Annotated in this window: 22 protein-coding genes and 1 other annotated feature; all 22 genes read left to right on the forward strand. The window is 40.5% G+C overall.

Features of this window, described 5'->3' with window-relative positions:
• Positions 1-51: 51 nt before the first annotated feature.
• The 22 genes from murB to LC091_RS06390 all read left to right on the forward strand — a co-directional run bounded on the left by murB (position 52) and on the right by LC091_RS06390 (position 21,530).
• Positions 52-960: a UDP-N-acetylmuramate dehydrogenase gene (murB, locus tag LC091_RS06285; RefSeq protein ID WP_226681160.1), complete on the forward strand. Its 909-nt coding sequence runs from the start codon at positions 52-54 to the stop codon at positions 958-960.
• A 93-nt stretch (positions 961-1,053) separates the two neighbouring features.
• On the forward strand, positions 1,054-1,860 hold the full coding sequence (locus tag LC091_RS06290) for a cell division protein FtsQ/DivIB (RefSeq protein WP_404819664.1): 807 nt from the start codon (positions 1,054-1,056) through the stop codon (positions 1,858-1,860).
• Positions 1,844-2,530: a DUF881 domain-containing protein gene (locus LC091_RS06295; protein WP_226681162.1), complete on the forward strand. Its 687-nt coding sequence runs from the start codon at positions 1,844-1,846 to the stop codon at positions 2,528-2,530. Before LC091_RS06290 ends, LC091_RS06295 begins: the two co-directional genes overlap by 17 nt.
• A gap of 39 nt (positions 2,531-2,569) precedes the next feature.
• Positions 2,570-3,286, forward strand: a complete 717-nt coding sequence (locus LC091_RS06300) for a DUF881 domain-containing protein (RefSeq protein WP_226681164.1) — start codon at positions 2,570-2,572, stop codon at positions 3,284-3,286.
• A 2-nt stretch (positions 3,287-3,288) separates the two neighbouring features.
• Positions 3,289-3,651, forward strand: coding sequence for a small basic family protein (locus tag LC091_RS06305; protein WP_010193065.1), 363 nt, complete (start codon positions 3,289-3,291; stop codon positions 3,649-3,651).
• Between the two features lie 112 nt (positions 3,652-3,763).
• On the forward strand, positions 3,764-5,056 hold the full coding sequence (gene ftsA / locus LC091_RS06310) for a cell division protein FtsA (RefSeq protein WP_226681166.1): 1,293 nt from the start codon (positions 3,764-3,766) through the stop codon (positions 5,054-5,056).
• Positions 5,057-5,255: 199 nt separating this feature from the next.
• Positions 5,256-6,428, forward strand: a complete 1,173-nt coding sequence (gene ftsZ / locus LC091_RS06315; RefSeq protein ID WP_226681168.1) for a cell division protein FtsZ — start codon at positions 5,256-5,258, stop codon at positions 6,426-6,428.
• Positions 6,429-7,199: 771 nt separating this feature from the next.
• Entirely contained in the window at positions 7,200-8,129 is a 930-nt protein-coding gene (gene spoIIGA / locus LC091_RS06320) for a sigma-E processing peptidase SpoIIGA (protein WP_226681169.1), read from the forward strand.
• Positions 8,130-8,177: 48 nt separating this feature from the next.
• On the forward strand, positions 8,178-8,897 hold the full coding sequence (gene sigE / locus LC091_RS06325) for an RNA polymerase sporulation sigma factor SigE (RefSeq protein ID WP_226681171.1): 720 nt from the start codon (positions 8,178-8,180) through the stop codon (positions 8,895-8,897).
• A 142-nt stretch (positions 8,898-9,039) separates the two neighbouring features.
• On the forward strand, positions 9,040-9,819 hold the full coding sequence (sigG, locus tag LC091_RS06330) for an RNA polymerase sporulation sigma factor SigG (protein ID WP_047970787.1): 780 nt from the start codon (positions 9,040-9,042) through the stop codon (positions 9,817-9,819).
• Positions 9,820-9,989: 170 nt separating this feature from the next.
• On the forward strand, positions 9,990-10,250 hold the full coding sequence (locus LC091_RS06335) for a YlmC/YmxH family sporulation protein (protein ID WP_064101185.1): 261 nt from the start codon (positions 9,990-9,992) through the stop codon (positions 10,248-10,250).
• Between the two features lie 104 nt (positions 10,251-10,354).
• Positions 10,355-11,188: a peptidoglycan editing factor PgeF gene (gene pgeF, locus LC091_RS06340; protein WP_226681172.1), complete on the forward strand. Its 834-nt coding sequence runs from the start codon at positions 10,355-10,357 to the stop codon at positions 11,186-11,188.
• The gene (locus LC091_RS06345) at positions 11,185-11,880 is read left to right on the forward strand and encodes a YggS family pyridoxal phosphate-dependent enzyme (RefSeq protein WP_226681173.1); all 696 of its coding nucleotides are present in this window, start codon (positions 11,185-11,187) and stop codon (positions 11,878-11,880) included. The genes pgeF and LC091_RS06345 overlap by 4 nt, the downstream gene beginning before the upstream one ends.
• Positions 11,881-11,883: 3 nt before the next feature.
• Positions 11,884-12,348: a cell division protein SepF gene (locus tag LC091_RS06350; protein WP_226681174.1), complete on the forward strand. Its 465-nt coding sequence runs from the start codon at positions 11,884-11,886 to the stop codon at positions 12,346-12,348.
• 6 nt (positions 12,349-12,354) lie between these two features.
• Complete coding sequence (locus tag LC091_RS06355) at positions 12,355-12,624, forward strand: YggT family protein (protein ID WP_226681175.1); 270 nt, start codon at positions 12,355-12,357, stop codon at positions 12,622-12,624.
• Between the two features lie 69 nt (positions 12,625-12,693).
• The gene (locus LC091_RS06360; RefSeq protein WP_226681333.1) at positions 12,694-13,467 is read left to right on the forward strand and encodes a YlmH family RNA-binding protein; all 774 of its coding nucleotides are present in this window, start codon (positions 12,694-12,696) and stop codon (positions 13,465-13,467) included.
• Positions 13,468-13,546: 79 nt separating this feature from the next.
• The gene (locus tag LC091_RS06365; RefSeq protein ID WP_060665826.1) at positions 13,547-14,047 is read left to right on the forward strand and encodes a DivIVA domain-containing protein; all 501 of its coding nucleotides are present in this window, start codon (positions 13,547-13,549) and stop codon (positions 14,045-14,047) included.
• 92 nt (positions 14,048-14,139) lie between these two features.
• Positions 14,140-14,375 (forward strand) — a binding site (T-box leader).
• A gap of 228 nt (positions 14,376-14,603) precedes the next feature.
• Positions 14,604-17,372 (forward strand): isoleucine--tRNA ligase, encoded by a 2,769-nt coding sequence (gene ileS / locus LC091_RS06370; RefSeq protein WP_226681177.1) that lies wholly within the window; start codon positions 14,604-14,606, stop codon positions 17,370-17,372.
• A 554-nt stretch (positions 17,373-17,926) separates the two neighbouring features.
• Entirely contained in the window at positions 17,927-18,394 is a 468-nt protein-coding gene (lspA, locus tag LC091_RS06375) for a signal peptidase II (protein ID WP_226681179.1), read from the forward strand.
• Positions 18,391-19,305, forward strand: coding sequence for an RluA family pseudouridine synthase (locus tag LC091_RS06380; RefSeq protein ID WP_226681180.1), 915 nt, complete (start codon positions 18,391-18,393; stop codon positions 19,303-19,305). The genes lspA and LC091_RS06380 overlap by 4 nt, the downstream gene beginning before the upstream one ends.
• Positions 19,306-19,511: 206 nt before the next feature.
• Positions 19,512-20,054, forward strand: a complete 543-nt coding sequence (gene pyrR, locus LC091_RS06385; RefSeq protein WP_226681182.1) for a bifunctional pyr operon transcriptional regulator/uracil phosphoribosyltransferase PyrR — start codon at positions 19,512-19,514, stop codon at positions 20,052-20,054.
• 156 nt (positions 20,055-20,210) lie between these two features.
• Positions 20,211-21,530, forward strand: coding sequence for a solute carrier family 23 protein (locus tag LC091_RS06390; protein WP_226681184.1), 1,320 nt, complete (start codon positions 20,211-20,213; stop codon positions 21,528-21,530).
• Position 21,531 lies beyond the last annotated feature (1 nt).

The raw sequence follows: 21,531 nt of genomic DNA on the forward strand, positions 1-21,531 counted from the left end.
TTAAAAGGTTATGAAAAATGTTATATGAACGTGGATTTAGGAGGATTTTATATGGATGCGTTAGTTAAAGAACTACAAGAGAAAGAAGTGGGCAAGGTACTCCCTAATGAATCACTTTCCAATCATACGACCATGAAAATTGGCGGTCCTGCAGATATTCTTGTGGAACCGAAAAGTTTGGAAAAACTGCAAGAAACAATGGAGACCATCAATAAATACAAGGTGAAATGGACGGCAATCGGCCGTGGTTCCAATCTATTGGTATCAGATCTTGGTATTGAAGGGGTCGTAATAAAACTTGGAAACGGTATGGATCACTTTGAGTTAAAAGGTAATGAAGTGCATGTTGGAGGAGGTTACTCCTTAATAAAGCTAGTTACCATCATCAGTAAAAAAGGATTGACAGGTCTCGAATTTGCAGGAGGCATCCCCGGATCAGTTGGTGGCGCAGTGTATATGAATGCAGGTGCGCACGGATCTGACATGTCTAAAGTATTAAAAAAGGCTCATATCTTGTTTGAAGATGGGAAGATGGAGTGGTTGACTGCTGATGAATTGAACTTTTCCTATCGAACATCGATTCTTCAAAAAGAGCGCCCTGGAATTTGTTTAGAGGCTGTATTAAATGTGGAACAAGGAAATCGCGAAGAAGTAGTAGCGCAGCTTCAAAAAAATAAAGATTACCGTCGTGATACGCAGCCGTTCTCTTATCCATGTGCTGGTAGTATCTTTAGAAATCCACTTCCGGAATATGCCGGGCAGCTAATTGAAAAAGCTGGGCTGAAAGGTCACAAAATTGGCGGGGCGAAGGTTTCTGATATGCATGCAAACTTTATCGTAAACGATGGTGGCGCAAAAGCTAATGATGTATTGAACCTGATTGAATACATCAAGAAAACGATCCTTGAAAAATACAATGTTCATTTAGAAACGGAAGTTGAAATTATAGGAAGAAAATAGTAGTTTTTTTCCGTTTTTTTCACCCCACATATGATATAATTATGCTAGAAAATTATTGTCAATTACATGCGTAGCTTCAAGGCGCGCGGTGGGGTGAAATTGTTTTTAATGGAAAAAGGGAAAGTAGTGACGCTAGAAGACCGTGTACCTAAAATCAAACAACAGAGAAAACAAAAGGCTAACAGAAGATTGATCATTTATCTTTCTTTATTCTTCATTTTGTTGTTTTTGATCATTTACTCGCAATCTCCACTTAGCAAGGTTTCTGGCTTAACTGTTAGCGGTAATTTGCATGTAACAGATGAGGAAGTCATAACATTAAGTGGTGTGACCAAAGAAACAAGCATCTGGCGTGTGAACGAAGAAAAAGTAGCGGAACTTATTCAGCAACACAAAGAAATTGCATCAGTGGAAGTTCAAAAGATCTTTCCAAACAGTGTAGAGATCAATATAGATGAATATAAGCGGATAGCATATATATATGAAAGTGGAAACTATTACCCTGTCATGGAAAATGGCAAAATGCTCTCCGTTTTAGATGAAGAGGATTCTTTGCCCGATGATGCACCACTTATGCTGAATTGGAAGAATGGTGAAATGGTAGAGAATTTTATCGTTGAATTAATAAAATTACCAGAATCCATTATTTATTCCATTTCGGAAATACATCATACACCAACAGATATCGATCCTTACCATATAACCATGTTCATGAATGACGGTTATGAAGTAAGTGCCACGATCAGAGATTTCTCGGACAAGATGGTTGCCTATCCTTCCATTGTGGAACAGTTGGATCCAGAAGTTAAAGGTGTCATCAATTTAGAAGTAGGTACATTCTTCAAACCATACGAAACAGGTGGAGAGGAAGAGGAAGAAACAGATGAAAGTGACAGGTAAACATGTTGTCTTGTCCTTTGTTTGTCTAGTCCTTGGATTTATCGTCTCTTACTCGTTTCAATTAACAAACGAGGAAGAAGTCGTAGGTACTGACAGGCAGTGGCAACGTGATAGAGCAATCAGGGAAACCTTAATCAGGACAGAAGAACGAAACCTGGAATTGCAAAATGAACTACAGGAAAAACAAGAAGCGATCCAATCCATAGAAGAAGAGCTTGCAGAAGGAGAACAGCTGTTATTCAACTTGGTGGAAGATGTGGAAAAGCTTCGTATGTTCAATGGTAATGTCAAAGTCCAGGGAGAAGGGGTGGAAGTGACGTTAGCAGACGCCTCTTATGTCCCTTCCGAGGAGAATATCAATAATTATATTGTTCATGAAAGTCATGTTTTTAAAGTAATGAATGAGCTGTTTATATCAGGGGCTGCAGCAATAGCCATAAACGGACAAAGAATTACTAAAGACTCCTATATCATTTGCAATGGTCCTGTTATAACCATTGATGGAAATCAATATCCTGCGCCGTTCGTCATAACTGCCATTGGAGACTCCGATGTGCTCATACCGGCGATGAGTATCCTTGGCGGCGTAAAAGATCAACTGGTTGCTGATAATATTACAGTGAAGATGCAAAAAAAAGATCAAGTAGTTCTTGACCCTGTTATTCAATAAGGCTGAATGCATGCTTTGTGGTGAGGTAAGGTGTTCAAGATGGACAAGCGTAAATTTAGTTTTACCATAATTACAATTATCGTAGGATTGATGATTGCCATTCAATTTCAAACTGTACAGCAGCCTATCATTCGGGATACTCGAGATACATGGCAACTTAGGAGCGATTTGAACCGTGAGCAAGAAATTCAATCACAGATTATCCAAGAAATAAGAAAGTATGACAAAATACTTCAAGACTATTCCAAAGAACGAGATGAATCGAAAGAGGCTATCGTTAGGGAAACGCTAGAAGAACTAAAAGTCGAAGCAGGGCTGACAGAGATGAAGGGACCAGGCATTAAGATGACAATCAAACCTTTGTTTGATGAGGATGTCCTGGGTAATATCCAGGAAAATATATCTGCAGATCTCCTCAGAAGGTTTGTGAATGAATTGAATTCCTATGGAGTGGAAGAAATAAGTATTGCAAATCAACGTGTTGTTAGCAATACGATTATTAGAGAAATAAATGGTAGGACGAAAGTAAACAATGCATGGATTCCTAATGCAAACTTTGAAATCATCGTCATCACCAGTGACCCTACAAAGCTATATAATCGCTTGCAAGTATCCCGAGCAATGGATGAATTTGCGATTGAAAACTTACTGCTAGAAGTCTCCACCCCGATAAACGAAGTAACCGTTCCGGCATATGACGAACAGATACGCGTGAAGCATATGGAACCGGTGAAAACCGGGAAGGAGGGGAACTGATCATGTGGCTTCCTCTTCTGGGCTTGATTGTAGGTATTGTTTTGGGCTTATATTCCGAGATCCGGGTACCAGATGAATATTCCAATTATCTATCGATAGCAGTACTCGCTGCGCTTGATACATTGTTCGGTGGAATTCGTGCCCACCTACAAAACAATTATGATGATAAAGTATTTGTATCCGGTTTTTTCTTTAATATCCTGCTTGCGGCAAGTTTAGCTTTTCTAGGCGTACATCTTGGTGTAGACTTATATTTAGCTGCAGTTTTTGCTTTTGGAGTAAGGCTATTTCAGAACATAGCAGTGATAAGAAGAATATTATTGTCAAAATGGTCGCTTTCTAAAGAAAAAAACGAAAAAAAATGATTTTAAAAAAGGGAAAACATCATATTTGTGGAATACTTTCTAATATAATATGTTTTTCACGTGTTGTTCTTAAATAATTGGTTTTTTTAGGAGTAGAAGGAGGTGCCATAGAATGAACAGCAATGAAATATACGTCAGTTTGGACATCGGTACATCCAGTGTTAAAGTAATCATTGGAGAAATGGTAAATGATACTTTAAATATTATTGGAGTCGGTAATGTAAAATCAACAGGATTAAGAAAAGGATCTATAGTAGACATAGATGAAACTGTTCATTCCATCAATAAGGCAATTGAACAGGCTGAGAGAATGGTAGGGATGCCAATAAACAGAGTAGTCGTTGGCGTCACTGGAAACCATGTGCAGCTTCAGGATTGCCATGGAGTGGTAGCAGTTTCAAGTGAAAACAGGGAAATAGGGGACGAAGATATCGCTAGGGTAATAGATGCAGCGCAAGTCTTTTCCATCCCTCCAGAGAGAGAAATCATTGATTGTATCCCAAAACAATTTATCGTTGACGGATTGGATGAAATTAATGACCCACGTGGAATGCTTGGTGTTCGCTTGGAGATGGAAGGAACCCTTATCACCGGGTCAAAAACAGTCTTACATAACTTACTGCGTTGTGTAGAGAAAGCTGGATTGGAAATTACAGATATCTGCTTGCAGCCACTTGCATCTGGTTCAATTGCATTGTCCAAGGATGAGCGCAATCTAGGTGTGGCACTTGTGGACATTGGCGGGGGTTCTACTACCATTGCCGTCTTTGAAGATGGATTCTTAAAGGCAACAAGTGTATTACCTGTTGGCGGAGAGTACATCACTAAAGATATTTCCATAGGTTTACGTACTTCCACAGAAGACGCAGAAAAAATTAAACAAAAACATGGACATGCCTTTTATGACCATGCATCCGATGAAGAAGTATTTAGTGTACCAATTATCGGAAGTGATCAGCATCAACAATTCAGTCAACTCGAAATCTCTGATATTATAGAAGCAAGAATGGAAGAGATCTTTGAGCTTGTACAACACGAGATTAAAAGATTAGGTGTCCGGGAGATTCCTGGAGGCTACGTGTTAACTGGCGGTGTAGTAGCCATGCCAGGTGTTCTGGAATTGGCACAGTTGATACTGAACAATAATGTTAGGAAAGCTGTTCCGGATTATATAGGCGTTAGAGAGCCTCAATATACTACAGGAGTAGGCCTTATCCAATTTGCATATAAAAATGCAAAACTGCAAGGTAGAAAAATTGAAACTACATCAGCACCTAGCGAATACCCGGAAAAACGTAGTGGAAAACAAACTCAACAAAAAGTAAAGCAGGCAAAGCAACCAGTAAACGAAGAAGAAAAAGTAGGCAACAAAGTAAAAAAATTCTTCGGACTATTCTTTGAATAAGAATAAGGGATAACATAGCTGTTGATTGGAGCACAGGGCGAAGACTCCTGAGGGAGATAGCGCTAGGTGGAGACCCCGCAGGCGCAGCCGAGGAGGCTCCAGCAGCGCCCCTAGGAAAGCGAAGCCCAGTGATTAACAGCGGTGTTTAAGACAAAAAGCTTTAGCTTGCAAGTACTTTCGAGAAATAGGAGGAACAGTCATGTTAGATTTTGATAACAGTATCGATCAATTAGCTACCATAAAAGTAATCGGAGTTGGTGGAGGCGGTAACAACGCCGTAAACCGTATGATAGAGCATGGTGTTCAAGGAGTAGAGTTCATCGCCGTTAACACGGACGCTCAAGCTCTTAACCTATCAAAAGCAGAAGTTAAGATGCAAATCGGCGGTAAACTTACTCGCGGACTTGGAGCAGGTGCAAACCCTGAAGTAGGGAAAAAAGCTGCTGAAGAAAGTAAAGAACAGTTAGAAGAAGTCCTTAAAGGCGCGGACATGGTATTCGTCACAGCCGGAATGGGCGGAGGTACAGGTACTGGTGCAGCACCTGTAATCGCACAGATTGCACGTGATCTTGGCGCATTAACTGTCGGTGTTGTAACAAGACCATTTACTTTTGAAGGTCGTAAGCGTGCTACTCAAGCAGCTGGCGGTATCGCTTCCATGAAAGAAGGAGTAGATACTCTAATCGTCATTCCAAATGATCGTCTTCTTGAGATCGTTGATAAAAACACACCAATGTTAGAAGCGTTCCGTGAAGCAGATAACGTACTTCGTCAAGGTGTACAAGGTATCTCTGATTTGATTGCTACTCCAGGATTAATCAACCTTGACTTTGCAGACGTGAAAACAATCATGTCAAACAAAGGTTCTGCATTGATGGGGATCGGTGTTGCTACAGGTGAAAACCGTGCTGCAGAAGCAGCGAAAAAAGCTGTATCTTCTCCACTTCTTGAAACTTCTATCGACGGAGCTCAAGGTGTATTAATGAACATTACAGGCGGTACTAACTTGAGCTTGTATGAAGTACAAGAAGCTGCAGATATCGTAGCATCTGCTTCTGATCAAGAAGTGAACATGATTTTTGGTTCTGTAATCAATGAAAACCTTAAAGACGAAATCGTTGTAACGGTTATCGCGACAGGTTTCAGCGAAGCAGAAATTAACCATACAAAACAAGGTGCACGTCCAGTGTTCGGTGCTCAAAAAGCTCCAGCACAAAAACCACAACAACCACAACGTGAAGTAAGACGCGAAGAGCCAGTTCACCAGCAACAACAAGAACAACAAGAGCCGCGTCGTCAACAACAATCACAGCAACAAGAAGAAACGTTGGATATTCCAACATTCTTACGTAACAGAAATCGCCGCCGCTAATCTAATTAGCTCCCGACTTAAACCAAAAACACCAAACCATTGCAAGTTAAAATGGTTTGGTGTTTTTTTTGTATGGAGAAATATATAATATTAATACTTTTTCGACGGGATGAAGACCTCCATAACGAGGAAAAAGGAGAAGAACGGTCCTCATTGCTACTATGAAGACCTCAGTGACGAGAAAGAATGAGAAGAGCGGTCCTCATGGTCGTCATGAAGACCTCAGTGACGAGATAGAATGAGAAGAGCGGTCCTCATAGTCGTCATGAAGACCTCAGTGACGAGAAAGAATGAGAAGAGCGGTCCTCATGGTCGTCATGAAGACCTCAGTGACGAGAAAGAATGAGAAGAGCGGTCCTCATGGTCGTCATGAAGACCTCAGTGACGAGGAAAAAGGAGAAGAGCAGTCCTCATTGCCACTATGAAGACCTCAGTGACGAGGAAAAAGGAGAAGAGCAGTCCTCATTGCCACTATGAAGATCTCAGTGGCGAGGAAAAAGGAGAAGAGTGGTCCTCATTGCTGCTATGAAGACTCCACTGACTATGAAATTTCATTGAAATGATCATGGGTGAACTGTCCCTTCCTCCAGCGGAAAGCGAAACCATTTGCCTAAATTTATCATCTTTGCTCCCTCTTAATATCCCCTCCGACAAATAAGCAAAAAAACCTTCAAAAATTGTATTCTACCATCGGCAGGAACTGACAGACTTTCTAATAGTAGTGATTTATACTAGTTTCAAACATAAAAAGGTATAAATGAGGGATTAAACTTGACTGTATATTTAGATGCGATCTGGCTCTTGAATTTCGGGTTTGATTTCCTGCTTTTAAAGATTACCGGTATCATCCTGAAGCGGAAAATGGTGTCTTGGAGACTAATGCTGGGGGCATTTTTAGGTTCATTAATTGTAGTCCTCATGTTTACCCCACTACAGTCAATTGTTGTAAATCCTTTCGTCAAAATGCTTTTCTCCCTCACGATTATACTCGCTGCTTTCGGGTTTCATAGGCTCAGGGTTTTTCTGGAAAACCTAATTGTATTCTATGTTACTACCTTTTCAGTAGGCGGAGGCATGCTTGCCGTTCATTACGCCTTGCAAGTGGATCAACGCTTTGCCAATGACACAATTCAAAGCTTGACAAATGGACTTGGAGATCCTGTCTCATGGATGTTTGTCCTCATCGGTTTCCCAGTACTTCTATTCCTATCAAAGAAGCAATTCCATGCAGTGGAAACAAGGAAATTTAAATATGACCAACTTGCCACCATCTCTATTACCATCGAAAAGGAAGTGATCTCGTTACCAGGTCTTTTGGACAGTGGAAACCAACTATTAGATCCGATTACAAAAACCCCTGTTATGATTGTGGAAGTGGATTTTCTTAATGCATTCATCCCTCAAGAAATAATACAAGCTATGGATTCCATTGAACAAACCCAAGGGTGGCCGACGTTTTCAGAGGAAACTAAGTGGGTGGAGAGAATTAGAATTATCCCATATAGGGCCGTTGGGAAAAGTACCAGTTTGATGCTTGCGATAAAGCCGGACAAAGCGGTCATTCATCACGATGGTAAACAGTATGAAACGAATAAATTTCTTCTGGGGCTGACAAAAACAAAGCTCTCTTCAGAAGGAGATTATGTATGCATCCTACACCCGAAAATGTTACAGGGAGAAGTAGTGGAGCAGGTATCATAATTCTTTGTCCATGAACAATAAAACAATCACGAAAAAGGAGGAAATACATTGGGGAAGCTAAAGATAAAAGCCACATATTTATGGTATAAATTATTAATTAAACTTGGATTAAAAACAGATGAAATTTATTATATTGGGGGAAGTGAAGCGCTCCCGCCTCCATTATCAAAGGAGGAAGAGGCACACCTGCTCATCAAACTACCTAATGGGGACCAAGCAGCAAGATCTATTTTAATTGAGCGTAATTTGAGACTTGTTGTGTACATCGCTAGAAAGTTTGAAAATACAGGGATAAATATTGAAGACTTAATCAGTATTGGAACCATTGGACTCATTAAAGCAGTAAATACATTCAATCCTGAGAAGAAAATCAAACTTGCTACGTATGCTTCTCGCTGTATTGAAAATGAAATTTTAATGTATCTTCGCAGAAACAATAAAGTGCGCTCTGAAGTATCGTTTGATGAACCATTGAATATTGACTGGGATGGCAATGAATTACTGCTTTCTGACGTGCTTGGCACAGAAGAAGATATTATTACAAAAGATTTGGAAGCAAACGTAGATCGAAAACTTCTATTAAAAGCGCTAGAACAACTAAATGATAGGGAAAAACAAATCATGGAATTACGCTTTGGTTTGATTGGCGGCGAAGAAAAAACACAAAAAGATGTAGCGGATATGCTTGGAATTTCGCAATCATATATATCCCGGTTAGAAAAACGTATTATTAAAAGACTTAGAAAAGAATTCAATAAAATGGTGTAAAAATATTTTTTTAATGAATAATGCCAGCGGTGATAAGGATTGTAATTATTTGTCAGAATAGATAGATTTCTGGATATGCATATTTTTCCCTCCTGAGGAGATACTTAACTCTGAACAGCAACTCCTGTTAGGAGGGGAAAGAATGACACGTAATAAGGTAGAGATTTGTGGAGTAGACACCTCAAAGCTTCCGGTTTTGAAAAATGAAGAAATGCGGAAGTTGTTTCGCGAAATGCAAAGTGGTGAACTTTCTGCTCGTGAAAAGCTTGTGAATGGTAATTTAAGGCTTGTATTAAGTGTTATTCAACGGTTTAACAACCGTGGAGAATTTGTCGATGACTTATTTCAGGTAGGATGTATTGGATTAATGAAATCCATTGATAACTTTGATTTAGGTCAGAATGTTAAATTTTCTACATATGCAGTACCGATGATCATCGGGGAAATCAGACGTTATCTTCGTGACAATAACCCAATCAGAGTATCGAGGTCGTTACGTGATATCGCCTATAAAGCACTGCAAGTGAGAGAAAGATTGATGAGTGAAACATCTAGAGAGCCAACAGCGGAAGAGATTGCAAAGGTATTGGAAGTGCCTCACGAAGAAATTGTTTTCGCCTTAGATGCTATCCAGGATCCTGTATCATTGTTCGAGCCAATTTACAATGATGGAGGAGATCCTATCTATGTTTTGGATCAAATTAGTGATGAAAAGAACAAAGATATCCAATGGATAGAAGAGATTGCTCTTAAAGAAGGAATGAGACGCCTGAATGACAGGGAAAAGCTTATCTTAAGAAAACGTTTCTTTCAAGGAAAAACACAGATGGAAGTTGCTGATGAAATCGGAATTTCGCAAGCTCAAGTATCTCGCCTGGAAAAGGCAGCAATCAAGCAAATGAATAAAAATATTCAAAGCTAAGGCAGTAAAAATATAAAAATAAAAGTTCCAGTGTCCAAGTATTAAACGGATCACTGGTTCTTTTTTTGGACAAGTATTTAACATTATAGAAAACTTTTTTCTTTTCTCTTCATGAAGACCGGTGCACATATCATATAGTTAAGTATGATAGACAATTTGGGGGAATGAAAATGGTGAAAATATCTGATTTTCAAATGAAAGATGTTGTTAGTGTTTCGGATGGGAAAAAACTTGGAAATATTGGTGATATAGATATAAACCTAACTAATGGGAAAATCGAAGCCATCATCATTACCGGAGGCGGAAAAATGCTTGGATTTTTTGGGAAGGATGAGGAGGTCGTTATTCCTTGGCGCAATATCGTCAAAATCGGCGCAGATGTCATTCTTGTGCGTTATCAAACTAAAGTAGAGACCGCATATGAGGAATAAAACGCGAAAATTACTGTCGAAAGGGACAATATAATTCAAAGTTAGTAGAAAAATGTGGTACAATATGAAAGAATATGAGTGTAACAATAAAGAAGGTGTCATAAATGACGGAGCCATTTGTTCTGGAAAAAGAACAAGCACTGTCTCTCCCTGCTTGGAAAGAGAATACTTCTAACTTGATTGTCGGATTTACGACGAAAAATGGAGGAGTCAGTGAAGGACAATTCAGTACATTAAATATGGGGTTGCATGTCAACGATTCAGTTGAGGCTGTTTGTAAAAATAAAGAAATTTTGGCAAGCCTTTTGAATATGCCCACAGATAATTGGGTAGGATGCGACCAAACACATGAAGATAAGATCATAAAAGTAAACAGCCATGATAAAGGTAAAGGTGTATACTCATACAACACTGCTTTGGCAGGAACAGACGGCATTTATACAGATTGTGAAGATATGTTATTAACACTATGTTTTGCTGATTGTGTGCCATTGTATTTTTATTCTAAAGCCCATTCCCTTGTTGGAATTGCTCATGCCGGCTGGAAGGGCACCGTGAAAAATATTGGCGGCAATATGATCAATCGATGGCTGGAAGAAGGCGTTAACATCGATGCTATTCAGGTAGCCATTGGACCAGCTATTTCCCCACAAGCATATATTGTGGATGATTATGTTGTTAAAAGAGTAATGGATGCACTTCCTGGTGTAGAAATGGGAACATATATGGCAGAAGTTTCTGATGGGCAATATGCTCTTGACCTGAAAAGAGTCAATTACGAACTTCTTTTAAAAGCTGGTGTGAAAGAGAATAACATCCTTTGCAGCTCTTTTTGTACAAGCTCTGACGAATCCTTATTCTTTTCCCATCGTCGGGATAAAGGAAAAACAGGAAGGATGATGAGTTTTATCGGTTTGAAAGGAGCGGATCTTGCATGAACCAACCAGTAGAATTAAATCTTTCAGAAATCCAACAAAATATCAAAGATGCCTGTGACAGTGCTAATCGTTCAGTGGAAGAGGTAAAGATTATTGCCGTCACAAAATATGTATCAACAGAACGTGCTCAAGAGGCCATAGACGCTGGAGTGAAACATCTTGGTGAAAATAGGGATGAAGGGTTTCTAAAGAAGTGGGATACAATTTCCAATGAGGCAACGTGGCATTTCATCGGCACCTTACAATCTAAAAAAGTGAAAAATATCATTGATAAAGTGGATTATATTCACTCCTTGGACCGGAAGTCTCTAGCAGAAGAAATACATAAAAGGGCAGAAAAAGCCGTTAAATGCTTTATACAAGTAAATGTATCAGGGGAAGATTCTAAACATGGGCTAACGCCAGAAGAGGTCCCAGGTTTTATCAAAACAATCTCAGACCTTCATAACATCCAAATCGTCGGTTTAATGACCATGGCCCCTTTCACTGAGGAAGAAGAACTATTACGAAATTGTTTCCGCGGATTGAAGTCTCTGCAACAAGAAATTCAATCGATGAACCTTCCGTTTGCGCCGTGTACAGAACTGTCCATGGGGATGTCCAATGACTACAAGATTGCCATTGAAGAAGGTGCAACATTCGTCCGAATCGGGAGTGCACTTGTAGGAAACGAACAAAATTTGGAGGTGTGAGGTATGACAATAAAATCAAAATTCAAAAGTTTCTTTGCTTTAGACGATGAAGAATATGAGTATAAAGAATCGGAAGTTTATGAGGAAGAAGAAATGGTAGAGGAGCCGAGAAGAACTAGGTCCGGCACCACACAAACAGCTTCTAGACAAAACGTTGTCAGTCTGCAAAGTGTACAGAAAACATCCAAAGTGGTTCTTTATGAACCAAGATCTTATTCGGAAGCACAAGATGTTGCCGACCATTTAAAGAATCGTCGCGCAATCATCGTCAACCTGCAGCGAATTGATATGGATCAAGCAAAAAGAATTGTAGATTTCCTAAGTGGCACCGTATACGCCATAGGTGGAGATATACAGCGCATTGGACAGAATATATTCTTATGCACTCCAGATAATGTGGATGTCTCTGGGTCTATTTCCGAGATCATGCAACAAGAACAAGAAGAATATACAGACAAGAGGTGGTAGGCTTAAATGAGTACATTTTTTGGTTTACTTGATCAATTAGTAACTGTTTATACGATAGCTTTAATTATCTATATTTTTATGTCTTGGTTTCCAGGGGCCAGGGAATCTTCCTTTGGTAGAATTTTAGGAAGAATATGCGAGCCATACTTAGATATGTTCCGCCGTATCATCCCGCCGCTTGGAATGATCGACATTTCCCCAATTGTAGCTATTTTTGTATTGCGATACGCGGTTTTAGGACTTGCAGCATTATTTAGTATGCTTGGCTTATATTAATATTAGAGCAGGGAATCTCGAAGTTAACGAGTTTCCCTTCTTAACTTTTTGTAAGAGTAGAGTGATATGATGAGTATTTATCAACATTTTCGTCAAGAAGAGCATGAATTTATTGATCAAGTTTTGGAATGGAAGAATACCGTTATGGAACAGTATGCTTCCAAACTTTCGGATTTCCTTGACCCACGTGAGCAGGAGATTGTGAAGAGTGTAGTTGGCAATAATGAGGATGTTAAGCTTGCTTTTCATGGTGGAGCGGATGGTGCCGAAAGAAAGCGCGCCCTCTTATATCCTCCCTACCTCGAACCCACTGCAGAAGATTTTCGTTTAAAAGCTTTTAATCTTTCCTACCCAGAGAAGTTTGTGAAAATAGAACACCGCCAAGTGCTTGGGTCCTTGATGGGGATCGGTCTAAAAAGAAGCAAATTTGGTGATATTTATTTTCAGGATACCACTATCCAACTTGTACTGAGTGCAGAAGTGAGTGCTTTTGTTGAGATGCAGCTACAAGAAGTGGGAAAAGCGAAAGTATCTTTGAATGAGATGCCACTTGAGAATTTAAAATCAACCGAGACAATTTGGGAAGAAGCTTCGACGACTGCAGCATCCCTGCGGTTGGATGTTATGATTGCCTCCATCTATAATCTTTCCAGACAAAAGGCGCAATTGTTGATTGGTGCCAAGAAGGTGAAGATTAATTGGAAGCTAGTTGAACAGACAGCCTTTGAATGCCAGGAAGGGGACATCCTTTCTGTAAGGGGATTCGGAAGAAGTAAACTCTTGACTGTCGATGGAAAAACGAAAAAAGACAAATGGAGAATTATTGTAGGAAAACAAAAATAATTTTATGTTCGGCAGGAAAACAAGAGTGCATGTCGAATAATGTTAAGTAACAGTAGAGATTTTAATGGAGGTGGCATCAATGCCCTTAACACCACTTGATATTCACAATAAAGAGTTTAACAAGGCTTTTCGTGGCTATGATGAAGATGAAGTAAATGAATTTCTTGATCAGGTAATCAAAGACTATGAGATGATTCTGCGTGAAAAGAAAGAGCATGAGGAAAAGGTCAAAGAATTGAATGACCGTTTATCTCACTTTAACACGATTGAAGAAACGTTAAATAAGTCCATTTTAGTGGCACAAGAATCTGCAGAGGATGTCAGAAGAAATGCTCAAAAAGAAGCAAAACTGATTATCAAAGAAGCAGAAAAGAATGCAGACCGTATTATCAATGAGTCCTTATTGAAGTCAAGAAAACTTCAGGTGGAGATAGATGAATTGAAGAAGCAATCAAAGATCTTCCGCAACCGTTTCAAGATGCTTGTTGAAGCGCAGTTGGAGCTAATTGATAACGATGATTGGGAACACTTGATGGAATACGAAGAAAAAGATAAAGAATTAGAAGAAAGTGGAGTATAACCTTGACGATATAAGGTTATATTCAGTATAATAACGAAACAAATCAAAGTTTTTTCATACAATAAATAAATGCACTTATTTTTTCTAAACATATTAAAGCGTCGATAGGGACATTAGTTTCTCTTACCACTTATTATAGCGAACCGGGGGCGGTGGAAGCCTGGTATAAGAAGAGAAGTGAAAATCACCCTAGAGCACGGGACTGAACGCATATTGCCTCTAAGTCTTGTCGTCACATTCACGTTACGAATGCTAAAGCGGACTGAAACTGCCATATGCAGCTACGTCAATTTAGGGTGGTACCACGGGAGATCCTCTCGTCCCTTTCATGGGATGAGGGGATTTTTTTATTTGCTTGAAGATTTCCTAGCTGTTGATTGCAGCACAGGGCGAAGACTCCTGAGGGAGATAGCGCTAAGTGGAGACCCAGCAGGCTTGCCGAGGAGGCTCCAGCAGCTCCCCTAGGAAAACGAAGCCCAGTGCGGAAATCAACAGCGGTGTTTAACAAAATTTTATTTATGAAAAAACAAAAAATGTGAAAGTTGGAGGAAAGACCATGGAATACAAAGATACGTTATTAATGCCTAAAACCGAATTCCCAATGCGCGGAAACCTACCAAACCGCGAACCGCAACAACAACAAAAATGGGACGAAATGGACATCTACAAAAAAGTGCAAGAACGCACAAAAGATCGCCCAATGTATGTCTTGCACGACGGACCTCCATACGCAAACGGAGACATCCACATGGGTCACGCACTCAACAAAGTTCTAAAAGACTTCATCGTCCGCTACAAATCCATGAGCGGCTATCATGCGCCATATGTGCCTGGTTGGGATACACACGGTCTGCCGATTGAAACAGCTCTAACAAAGAACAAAAAAGTAAAACGCAAAGAAATGTCCGTAGCAGACTTCCGTAAATTATGTGAAGAATATGCATACGACCAAGTGGATCGCCAACGTGAGCAATTTATGCGACTTGGTGTACGTGGAGACTGGTTCAATCCTTATATCACACTAAAGCCTGAATATGAAGCACAACAGATCAAAGTTTTCGGTGAAATGGCGAAAAACGGATTGATCTATAAAGGCTTGAAGCCGGTTTATTGGTCTCCTTCCAGTGAGTCTGCACTTGCAGAAGCGGAAATCGAGTATCAAGATAAGCGCTCACCTTCTATCTATGTAGCATTTAAAGTAGAAGACGGAAAAGGAGTATTAGATGGTTCTGAAAGCTTCATCATCTGGACGACCACTCCTTGGACTATTCCTGCTAACCTTGGAATTGCTGTGCATGCAGATTTAGATTACAGTGTGGTCGAAGTAAACGGCAGCAAGTTCATTATCGCTGCAGAACTTTTTGAAACGGTATCTAACACACTTGAGTGGGAAGATGCAAAAGTTGTGAAAACACTTAAAGGTGCGGAACTAGAGCATGTAGTTGCCAAACACCCTCTTTATGACCGTACTTCTCTAGTTATGCTAGGTGATCATGTAACAACAGACGCAGGAACGGGCTGTGTTCACACTGCACCAGGTCACGGGGAAGATGACTTTATCATCGGTAAGAAATATGGCCTTGACGTATTGTGCCCGGTTGATGCAAAAGGAAATATGACGGAAGAAGCACCTGGCTTTGAAGGGCTTTTCTATGACGAAGCTAACAAGCCAATCACTGAAAAACTTCAAGAAACAGGCGCGCTTCTAAAATTAAACTTTATCACGCACTCCTATCCGCATGACTGGCGTACAAAAAAGCCGACCATTTTCCGAGCAACTGCACAATGGTTTGCTTCCATCGATAAAATCAGAGACCAATTGCTTGAGGCAGTAGCAGCAACAAAGTGGGTTCCAGCATGGGGAGAAACTCGTCTTTATAACATGGTTCGTGACCGTGGGGACTGGTGTATCTCTCGTCAACGTGCATGGGGTGTTCCAATTCCTGTGTTCTATGCTGAAAACGGCCAAGAAATCATCACAGACGAAACGATTGATCATGTATCTTCCCTGTTCAGAGAGCATGGATCTAACATCTGGTTTGAAAGAGAAGCAAAAGACTTGCTTCCAGAAGGCTTTACACATGAAGGCAGTCCTAACGGTACTTTCTTTAAAGAAATGGACATCATGGACGTATGGTTTGATTCCGGTTCTTCCCATCAATCCGTTCTAGAGGAAAGAGATGATCTGCAACGTCCTGCTGACCTTTATCTTGAAGGCTCTGACCAATATCGCGGGTGGTTCAACTCTTCCCTGACTACAAGTGTAGCTGTAACAGGAAAGGCTCCTTATAAAGGAATCTTGAGTCACGGTTTCGCACTTGATGGGGAAGGGCGCAAGATGAGTAAATCACTAGGTAACGTAGTTCTTCCATCCAAAGTAATGAACCAACTTGGTGCAGATATTCTTCGTTTATGGGTAGCTTCTGTTGACTATCAATCTGACGTACGTGTGTCTGACAACATCTTAAAGCAAGTGGCTGAAGTGTATCGTAAAATCCGTAACACTTTCCGCTTCCTGCTTGGTAACCTTGCTGACTTTGATCCAACAGTAAATGCAGTGGAAATGAAGGATCTTCGTGAAGTGGACCGTTACATGATGGTTAAACTTAACAACTTAATCACAAAAGTGAAAAAATCCTATGAAGATTATGAGTTTGCTGGCATCTATCATGCGGTTCATAATTTCTGTACGATTGAATTGAGTTCCTTTTATCTTGATTTTGCGAAAGATATCCTTTATATCGAAGGAAAAGATCAACATGACCGCCGAGCAATCCAGACTGTTCTTTATGAGACATTACTTGCTCTAACAAAACTTGTGACACCAATTCTTCCTCATACAGCTGACGAAGTATGGTCACACATTGATTTTGTAAAAGAAGAGAGTGTACAACTGGTTGATATGCCGGATGTATTGCCTGTTGAGGGTGCAGATGCGATTGAAGAAAAATGGGATAAATTCATGGCACTTCGCGATGATGTATTAAAAGCGCTGGAGGTTGCCCGTAACGAAAAAGTTATCGGTAAATCCCTTGCTGCTAAAATCACTTTATATCCGAATGCCGAAACGAAGGCATTGCTTGATTCCATTGAAGAAAACGTTCAACAATTGTTCATCGTATCCGGCTTGGAAGTTGCTGGCGTGAAAGAAGAAGCTCCAGAAAGTGCTCATGTATTTGAAGGAGTAGCGATTTCCGTAACATCTGCTGAAGGCGAAACATGTGACCGCTGCTGGGTTGTCACTCCTACTGTTGGAGAAGATAAAGATCACCCAACACTTTGCGTTCGCTGTGCATCTGTAGTGAAAGAGAATTACACAGCATAATATTTGAGAAAAGACCTGCGCTGACAAATGTTGGCGCAGGTTTTATTATTATTAATAATTAAGTTTTGCATTAGCACCAGGTAGTCATACAGGTTGAACGAGGACAATGTTTGGCACTTTTCAATGGGAAAGGTAGTCATACAGGTTGAACGAGGACAATGTTTGGCACTTTTCAGAGGGGAAGGTAGTCATACAGGTTGAACGAGGACAATGTTTTACACTTTTCAGAGGGGAAGGTAGTCATACAGGTTGAACGAGGACAATGTTTTACACTTTTCAGAGGGGAAGGTAGTCATACAGGTTGAACGAGGACAATGTTTGGCACTCTTCAGTGGGAAAGGTAGTCATACGCTTTGAACGAGGACAATGTTTGGCACTTTTACATTGCCAAGGTAGTCATACGCCCCGAATGAGGACAATGTTTCCCAAAATTCAAAGTCACAGGTAGTCATACACTTCCGATGTAAGGATAATGTTTACTACCAGCTTTATTTACCACCCTCTATTTGCTATAATTCTAAAGTACATATAAAAACCTGGGGGTACGTGTTAAGATGTATTATCTTATTGCACTTGTAATTATCATTATCGATCAACTAACAAAATGGTTGGTAGTAAGATATATGGAAATTGGAGAAAACATTCCGATCATACATAACTTTTTGTACATATCTTCCCACCGCAACAGAGGTGCTGCTTGGGGGATACTTGAAGGCCAGATGTACTTTTTCTACATTATTACAGTTGGTGTTGTTATTGGACTTATCGTATACCTGCAAAAGCTGCCCAAAGACCAGCCTTGGATGAAACTTGCATTAAGCCTGATGCTTGGCGGCGCCATAGGGAACTTTATCGATCGTGTATTGCACCAAGAAGTAATTGATTTTATCAACACATTCATCTTCACCTATGATTTCCCTATTTTTAATGTAGCCGATTCCGCATTAGTAATAGGCGTTGGGATTATATTAATCCTAACGATACTTGAGGGCAAGAAAGAGAAGGAGTTATCAAAAAAATGACAGAAACAATGACGATTCAGATTGATGAATCACAAAAAAATGACCGTATCGACAAGGTGCTTTCCACTCAAAATGAAGAATGGTCCCGTTCACAGGTCCAACAATGGATTAAAGACGGTCAAATTCTTGTAAACGGCGAGAAAACGAAGCCAAATTATAAATGTAGTGTTGGGGACGATATTACGGTTACGATCCCAGAACCAGAGGCATTGGATGTCGTGCCGGAAGAAATGGATCTGGATATTTATTACGAAGATGCGGACGTTATTGTGGTTAATAAACCTCGCGGGATGGTCGTTCATCCTGCAGCAGGACATGCAACAGGTACACTTGTGAATGGCCTCATGGCACATTGTAAAGACCTTTCAGGCATTAACGGTGTATTAAGACCGGGGATTGTCCACCGTATTGATAAGGATACGTCCGGATTATTAATGGTCGCAAAAAATGATTTTGCGCATGAAAAGCTTGTTAATCAACTTGTTGCCAAGACGGTTACAAGAAAGTATCAAGCAATTGTCCACGGTGTTATTTCCCATGATGTAGGAACGGTGGACGCGCCAATCGGCCGTGACAAAAAAGATCGCCAAGCCATGACTGTGACAAATGAAAACAGCAGAAACGCTGTGACTCACTTCCGAGTAATCGAACGTTTCAAAGACTTTTCTCACATTGAGTGCCAGCTTGAAACAGGTCGAACGCACCAAATTCGCGTGCACATGAAATATATTGGTTATCCTTTGGCTGGTGACCCGAAATACGGTCCGAAGAAATCGCTTGATATAGAGGGACAGGCTCTACATGCAGGGACCCTTGGGTTTATTCACCCTCGTACGGAAGAATACATGGAATTTGAGGCGCCTCTTCCGTCAGAATTCGAGCGCGTTTTAAAACATTTAAAAAACCATTGACAGATTAATATTATTTTGAGATAATCATCTCAGTTGAATAAGACCTTTAAACGACAGTCCCGTGAGGCTGAGAAGGTAACGGCATATGCGAATGGAGAAGCTATAATTATAGCCACCCCTCTATTTTCGTGTACAAAAACCTCTCATCATACGGTGAGAGGTTTTTTGTTTCTCGTTACAAGTAAGGGCAAGAAAGGGTGAGTGAAATGGCAGAAAAAGCTTTGATCTTAGATGAGCAGGCAATAAGAAGAGCGTTAACTCGCATCGCTCATGAAATTATCGAACGCAATAAAGGTGTGGAAGATTCCGTACTTGTGGGAATTAAAACAAGAGGAATTCACTTGGCTAAAAGGTTGGCCGAACGCATCAATCAGATAGAAGAAAAAGATATTGCGGTAGGAGAATTGGATATCACCCTTTACAGAGATGATTTGACAACGAAAACTTCTGATAACGAACCGCTTGTAAAGGGATCTGATATTCCGGTGGACATTAATAATAAAAAAGTAATCTTGGTAGATGATGTCCTGTTTACAGGAAGAACGGTCCGAGCGGGAATGGACGCTCTGATGGATTTTGGAAGACCTTCTCAAATCCAGCTTGCAGTCCTAGTAGACCGAGGACATAGAGAATTACCAATAAGAGCGGATTTTGTAGGGAAAAATATCCCTACAGCAAGCACTGAAAAAATAGTAGTGGAACTATCGGAAATTGATAATAACGATCAAGTAAGCATTCATGATAAATAAATAGACCCTTTTAATTGCAGTCCCGTGAGGCTGGCAAAGGGGTACATTGGTTTTAGGATCCGCTGCTGGCGGAACTTCCTGGGATCTCTCTACCTCTTTGTGCCATCACGCTGCACAAAGAGTTTTTTTTATGGGGAAAATACGGGAGGTAATTATATGAGAGAGAAACCAGTTCTAGACATACATGAAGTACCAAGTAAACCGAAGTGGTTGATATTAAGCTTGCAACACTTATTCGCCATGTTCGGCGCGACCATCCTCGTTCCACTTTTGGTCGGATTAAGTCCAGCAGTAGCATTAGTTTCAAGCGGACTTGGAACGCTCGCATATCTGCTCATTACGAAAGGGCAAATTCCTGCATACCTAGGTTCATCCTTTGCCTTCATCGTACCAATTGTTTTGGCAACTGAAATAGGAGGGCCCGGTGCTGCGATGATTGGAAGTTTCATGGCAGGACTAGCATACGGAATAGTTGCATTGTTAATTAAACAACTTGGCCATCAATGGATCATGAAACTCTTACCACCTGTGGTAGTGGGACCAATCATCATCGTTATCGGCTTAGGTTTAGCTGGAGTCGCGGTGGATATGGCCATGTACGAAAACCCGGGAGCACCGGAAACTGAATTAATATACAGCGTGAAACACTTGTTGGTTGCAATGGCCACTTTAGCCATCACCATCGGAGCAATCATTTTCTTAAAAGGGGTCTTCAGCCTGATCCCCATCCTGATTGGAATAGTTTCCGGATACTTGATTGCGTATTTTACAGGCCTGGTAGACTTAACACCTGTTAAAGAAGCAAGCTGGATTCAAGTACCAGATTTCATCATCCCATTTGTCAGCTATACACCAAGCTTCAATGCATCCATCTTCTTCATCATGGTGCCGGTGGCTATTGTAACCTTATCAGAGCATATTGGACATCAAATGGTATTAAGTAAAGTTGTAGGAAGACCTTTTATCCAAAAGCCCGGACTGCATCGTTCCATCCTTGGAGATGGAGTAGCAACCATGCTTGCATCCCTAATCGGAGGACCCCCAAATACAACATACGGGGAAAATATTGGAGTACTTGCGATAACAAGAGTGTTCAGTGTGTTTGTAATCGGAGGAGCGGCAGTGATTGCCATCACATTCGGCTTTATCGGAAAAATCGCTGCATTGATCAGTACGGTACCAAGTGCTGTTATGGGCGGGGTAAGCATCCTGCTCTTCGGAATCATTGCATCAAGCGGATTAAGAATGTTGATTGATAACAAAGTAGACTTCAATATAAAAAGAAACTTGATCATCGCAGCTGTCATTACGGTCATCGGAATCGGCGGGGCATTCATCAAGATTGACAATTTCCAAATCCCTGCAATGGCAATGGCCGCAATTATCGGGGTAGTCTTAAACCTTGTCTTGCCACAGGATGAACAAGAAAAAACAGAGCAAAGAAAATACGAAGAAAAACAAAATACAGTAGCTTAAC

This window comes from Sutcliffiella horikoshii, assembly GCF_020524325.1.
In the GTDB taxonomy this organism is placed as follows: domain Bacteria; phylum Bacillota; class Bacilli; order Bacillales; family Bacillaceae_I; genus Sutcliffiella_A; species Sutcliffiella_A horikoshii_D.

Excerpts from the sequence above, each read along its gene's own strand:
- murB (WP_226681160.1), top strand. The coding sequence starts at position 52 with ATGGATGCGTTAGTTAAAGAACTACAAGAGAAAGAAGTGGGCAAGGTA.
- LC091_RS06295 (WP_226681162.1), top strand. The coding sequence starts at position 1,844 with ATGAAAGTGACAGGTAAACATGTTGTCTTGTCCTTTGTTTGTCTAGTC.
- LC091_RS06300 (WP_226681164.1), top strand. The coding sequence starts at position 2,570 with ATGGACAAGCGTAAATTTAGTTTTACCATAATTACAATTATCGTAGGA.
- LC091_RS06305 (WP_010193065.1), top strand. The coding sequence starts at position 3,289 with ATGTGGCTTCCTCTTCTGGGCTTGATTGTAGGTATTGTTTTGGGCTTA.
- ftsA (WP_226681166.1), top strand. The coding sequence starts at position 3,764 with ATGAACAGCAATGAAATATACGTCAGTTTGGACATCGGTACATCCAGT.
- ftsZ (WP_226681168.1), top strand. The coding sequence starts at position 5,256 with ATGTTAGATTTTGATAACAGTATCGATCAATTAGCTACCATAAAAGTA.
- sigG (WP_047970787.1), top strand. The coding sequence starts at position 9,040 with ATGACACGTAATAAGGTAGAGATTTGTGGAGTAGACACCTCAAAGCTT.
- LC091_RS06335 (WP_064101185.1), top strand. The coding sequence starts at position 9,990 with ATGGTGAAAATATCTGATTTTCAAATGAAAGATGTTGTTAGTGTTTCG.
- pgeF (WP_226681172.1), top strand. The coding sequence starts at position 10,355 with ATGACGGAGCCATTTGTTCTGGAAAAAGAACAAGCACTGTCTCTCCCT.
- LC091_RS06345 (WP_226681173.1), top strand. The coding sequence starts at position 11,185 with ATGAACCAACCAGTAGAATTAAATCTTTCAGAAATCCAACAAAATATC.
- LC091_RS06350 (WP_226681174.1), top strand. The coding sequence starts at position 11,884 with ATGACAATAAAATCAAAATTCAAAAGTTTCTTTGCTTTAGACGATGAA.
- LC091_RS06355 (WP_226681175.1), top strand. The coding sequence starts at position 12,355 with ATGAGTACATTTTTTGGTTTACTTGATCAATTAGTAACTGTTTATACG.
- LC091_RS06360 (WP_226681333.1), top strand. The coding sequence starts at position 12,694 with ATGAGTATTTATCAACATTTTCGTCAAGAAGAGCATGAATTTATTGAT.
- LC091_RS06365 (WP_060665826.1), top strand. The coding sequence starts at position 13,547 with ATGCCCTTAACACCACTTGATATTCACAATAAAGAGTTTAACAAGGCT.
- ileS (WP_226681177.1), top strand. The coding sequence starts at position 14,604 with ATGGAATACAAAGATACGTTATTAATGCCTAAAACCGAATTCCCAATG.
- lspA (WP_226681179.1), top strand. The coding sequence starts at position 17,927 with ATGTATTATCTTATTGCACTTGTAATTATCATTATCGATCAACTAACA.
- LC091_RS06380 (WP_226681180.1), top strand. The coding sequence starts at position 18,391 with ATGACAGAAACAATGACGATTCAGATTGATGAATCACAAAAAAATGAC.
- pyrR (WP_226681182.1), top strand. The coding sequence starts at position 19,512 with ATGGCAGAAAAAGCTTTGATCTTAGATGAGCAGGCAATAAGAAGAGCG.
- LC091_RS06390 (WP_226681184.1), top strand. The coding sequence starts at position 20,211 with ATGAGAGAGAAACCAGTTCTAGACATACATGAAGTACCAAGTAAACCG.